The organism is Kribbella sp. NPDC050820, assembly GCF_040653975.1.
GTDB lineage: Bacteria > Actinomycetota > Actinomycetes > Propionibacteriales > Kribbellaceae > Kribbella.
This window is the reverse complement of record NZ_JBFAHB010000159.1, coordinates 1-3,311: the sequence shown is the minus strand read 5'-3', so window position 1 is coordinate 3,311 and position 3,311 is coordinate 1. Positions and strand designations below refer to the sequence as shown.

Here is a 3,311-nt window from a genome sequence, read left to right as displayed (position 1 = left end):
GCAGGCAACGAATCGTTGCCTGCGGCCCGCGGCCTTTCGAGGTGCAAGGGCTTGCCTCGACCAATACGGTTGTCCCATGGCTAGCCGCCGCCTGGTGACCAGAGCCCGGCTCCGTGCGATCGCACCGTGGGCCGGGCTCAGCCTGCTCTTCCTGATCACCTCGGTCGGGGTCGGGCTGTTCGGCTTCGCGAACGACTCCGAGCGGGTCACCATCGGCGCGCACGCCGCCACCGTCTCGCCGACCTTCGACGGCCACGCGACGCTCGACCTGGGCGCCGTACTGCCGCGGCTGCGGCTGTCCACCAACGCCCCGCTGGGGATCGGCGTCAACATCGACATCCAGGAGACCGACGCCGACAACCTGACCGAGCTGCTCAACCGGGACGCGTTGATCGCCTCCCAGCCCGATGGTGAGATCGCCCGGATCCAGCAGGTGATCGCGGAGATGGCGGTCGACAACGCGGTCGCCGGCGCCGGGACCGGCCTGCTGGTCGCGGTCGTGGTGGCAACGGTCTGGACCGCTCTCGGTGCTCGCCGCCGGCGTGAGCTGTGGGATCTGGTGCACAAGCACGAACGGCGGTTCGAGCACCGGGCGATCGTCGTACTGGTCGCGATGCTGATCACGATCGCGTCGATCTTCGGACCAGGCCGGATGCGGCCGGCCGAGGTGCCGCCGACCGAGTGGCGGCCGCTGCACCAGTTGCTGCCCGAGCTGTCCTTCGACGAGCGGCTGAAGAGTGTCGAGGTCGCGTCCGGGTTCTCCACCACCGGCGGCGTTGGCGTGATCCGGACGGCGGTCGAGACGTACGAGCGCTCCACCGAGTTCTACGGCCGGCTGCAGGAGCGGGTCGGCCGGGCCGGCGGCCGGATTCGGCAGGCAGGAGAGGGTGAGACCGTCGCTCTGCTGGTGTCGGACCGGCACGACAACATCGGCATCGACCGGTTCGCGTCGGAGGTGGCCAGGGTCGCGGGCGCGAAGGTGCTGATCGACGCCGGCGACGACACGTCGTCCGGGCAGTCGTGGGAGGTGTTCAGCATCAACTCGCTGGCCCAGCACTTCCGCGACCTCAAGGTGGTCGCGGTGGCCGGCAACCACGACGCCGGCGGGCACATCGAGGAAGCGATGCGCAAGAACGGGTTCACCGTGCTGGACAGCAAGCCGGTCGAGGTGGAGGGGATCCGGTTCCTCGGTGACAGCGACCCGACCCGGACCGGGCTCGGCAGCGCCGACTCGCCGGGGGAGGAGACGATCGCCGAGCAGTCCGAGCGGCTCGCCGACGTCGCCTGCGAGCAGGCGGAGGACAAGCGGATCTCGACGTTCGTCGTCCACGACCCCTCGTCGTTCGCCGACACCGCCGAGCGTGGGTGCGCGACGTTGCTGCTGTCGGGACACCTGCACCGGCAGGTCGGGCCGGAGCACAAGGTGGTCAACGGTCTGCCGGTGACGACGTACACGAACGGGACGACCGGGGGAGCGGCGTACGCCTTCGCACTGGGCTACACGCTGCGCCGGCCGGGTGAGGTCACCCTCATCACCTACTCGAACGGCCGGCCGATCGGCCTGCAGTCCGTCACCGCGGAGCTCAGCGGCGAGGTGACTGTCGGGGCCTACACCCCCTTGCCTTCTTGACGATTCAGCCTCCGCGCCCAACGGTCATCAGCCCTCGTCCCACCTCGCCGAAGGCGCTCTTTCCTTCCTGTCCAGCACTCGTCACGAGCTGTTAACTGTCCAGTAATGGGGGCGGACCAGCGGGCACAGTGGTTTGTAGGAGTAGGGTTTTGTGACGTGCGTCGCGCAAAGATCGTTTGTACGCTCGGCCCGGCTACGGCCGCCCCTGAGCGCATCCTGGAACTCGTCCAAGCAGGTATGGACGTCGCAAGGCTCAACCTGAGCCATGGTGCCCATGCCGAGCATGAGCGCATCTACCAGCGGATCCGCACCGCAGCGGCCGAGACCGGCCAGAACGTCGGCATCCTGGTCGACCTGCAGGGGCCGAAGATCCGGCTGGCCGAGTTCGCCGAAGGCAAGGTCACGCTGACCTACGGCGAGCGCTTCACCATCACCACCCGGGAGGTTCCCGGCGACGCGACCATCTGCGGTACGACGTACGACGGTCTGCCCGGTGACGTGAAGCCCGGCGACCAGCTGCTCATCGACGACGGCCGGATCGCCCTGGTCGCCGAGGAGGTGACCGAGACCGACGTGGTCTGCCGGGTCACCGTCGGCGGGCCGGTGTCGAACCACAAGGGCATCAACCTGCCCGGCGTCGCGGTCAGCGTGCCGGCGCTGTCGGAGAAGGACGCCGAGGACCTGCGCTGGGCGCTGCACCTGCCGGCCGACATGATCGCGCTGTCGTTCGTCCGGGACGCCTCCGACGTCCAGCTGGTGCACAAGATCATGGACGAGGAGGGCCTGCGGGTCCCGGTCATCGCCAAGATCGAGAAGCCGCAGGCGGTGGCCAACCTGGACGAGATCATCGAGGCCTTCGACGGGTTCATGGTGGCCCGCGGCGACCTCGGCGTGGAGCTCCCGCTCGAGGAGGTTCCGATCGTCCAGAAGCTGATCATCGACCAGGCCCGGCTGAACGCGAAGCCGGTGATCGTCGCCACCCAGATGCTGGAGTCGATGATCTCCGCGCCGCGCCCGACCCGGGCCGAGGCGTCCGACGTCGCGAACGCCGTACTGGACGGCGCCGACGCGGTGATGCTGTCCGGCGAGACCAGCGTCGGCCGGTTCCCGATCGAGACCGTGAAGACGATGGCGCGGATCGTCTCGTCGACCGAGCAGCACGGCCTCAGCCGGCTCAAGGAGATCGAGTGGGAGCCGCGCACCAAGGGCGGCGTGATCGCCCGGGCCGCCGCGGACGTGGCCGAGCGGCTGGACGCGAAGTTCCTGGTCGCGTTCACCCAGTCCGGTGACACCGCTCTCCGGCTGGCCCGCTACCGCACCGAGATCCCGGTGCTCGCGTTCACCCCGGTCCCGTCGGTCAGCGCCTGGCTCAGCGTGGTCTGGGGGATCGAGACGCACATCGTCCCCACCGTCGACCACACCGACGAGATGGTCCGCCAGGTCGACCAGCGCCTTCTCGAGCTCGGCAAGCTCGACAAGGGCGACATCGTCGTCATCGTCGCCGGCTCGCCGCCCAGCATCCCCGGCTCCACCAACGCCCTCCGAGTCCACCGCATGGGCGACGCCATCGAAGGCATCGCCCCCGCCTACCGCACCCGACCGAGCCCGACCACCCCGACCAACTGCTCACCGTCGGCCGCGACCAGCGTGATCCCGCGGCGCATGCCCCGCTCCACCGCCT

Annotated in this window: 2 protein-coding genes; both read left to right on the top strand. The window is 69.4% G+C overall.

The window, feature by feature from the left end; all coding sequences use genetic code 11:
• The first annotated feature begins 76 nt into the window (after positions 1–76).
• Positions 77–1,630, top strand: coding sequence for a metallophosphoesterase family protein (locus AB0H36_RS47950; RefSeq protein ID WP_360539064.1), 1,554 nt, complete (start codon positions 77–79; stop codon positions 1,628–1,630).
• Between the two features lie 156 nt (positions 1,631–1,786).
• Positions 1,787–3,311: pyruvate kinase (pyk, locus tag AB0H36_RS47945; protein ID WP_360539061.1), on the top strand; the 1,525-nt coding region annotated here is incomplete at its 3' end.

What these genes read in the sequence shown, in the direction of transcription:
- AB0H36_RS47950 (WP_360539064.1), top strand. Translation starts at nt 77, where the DNA reads ATGGCTAGCCGCCGCCTGGTGACCAGAGCCCGGCTCCGTGCGATCGCA.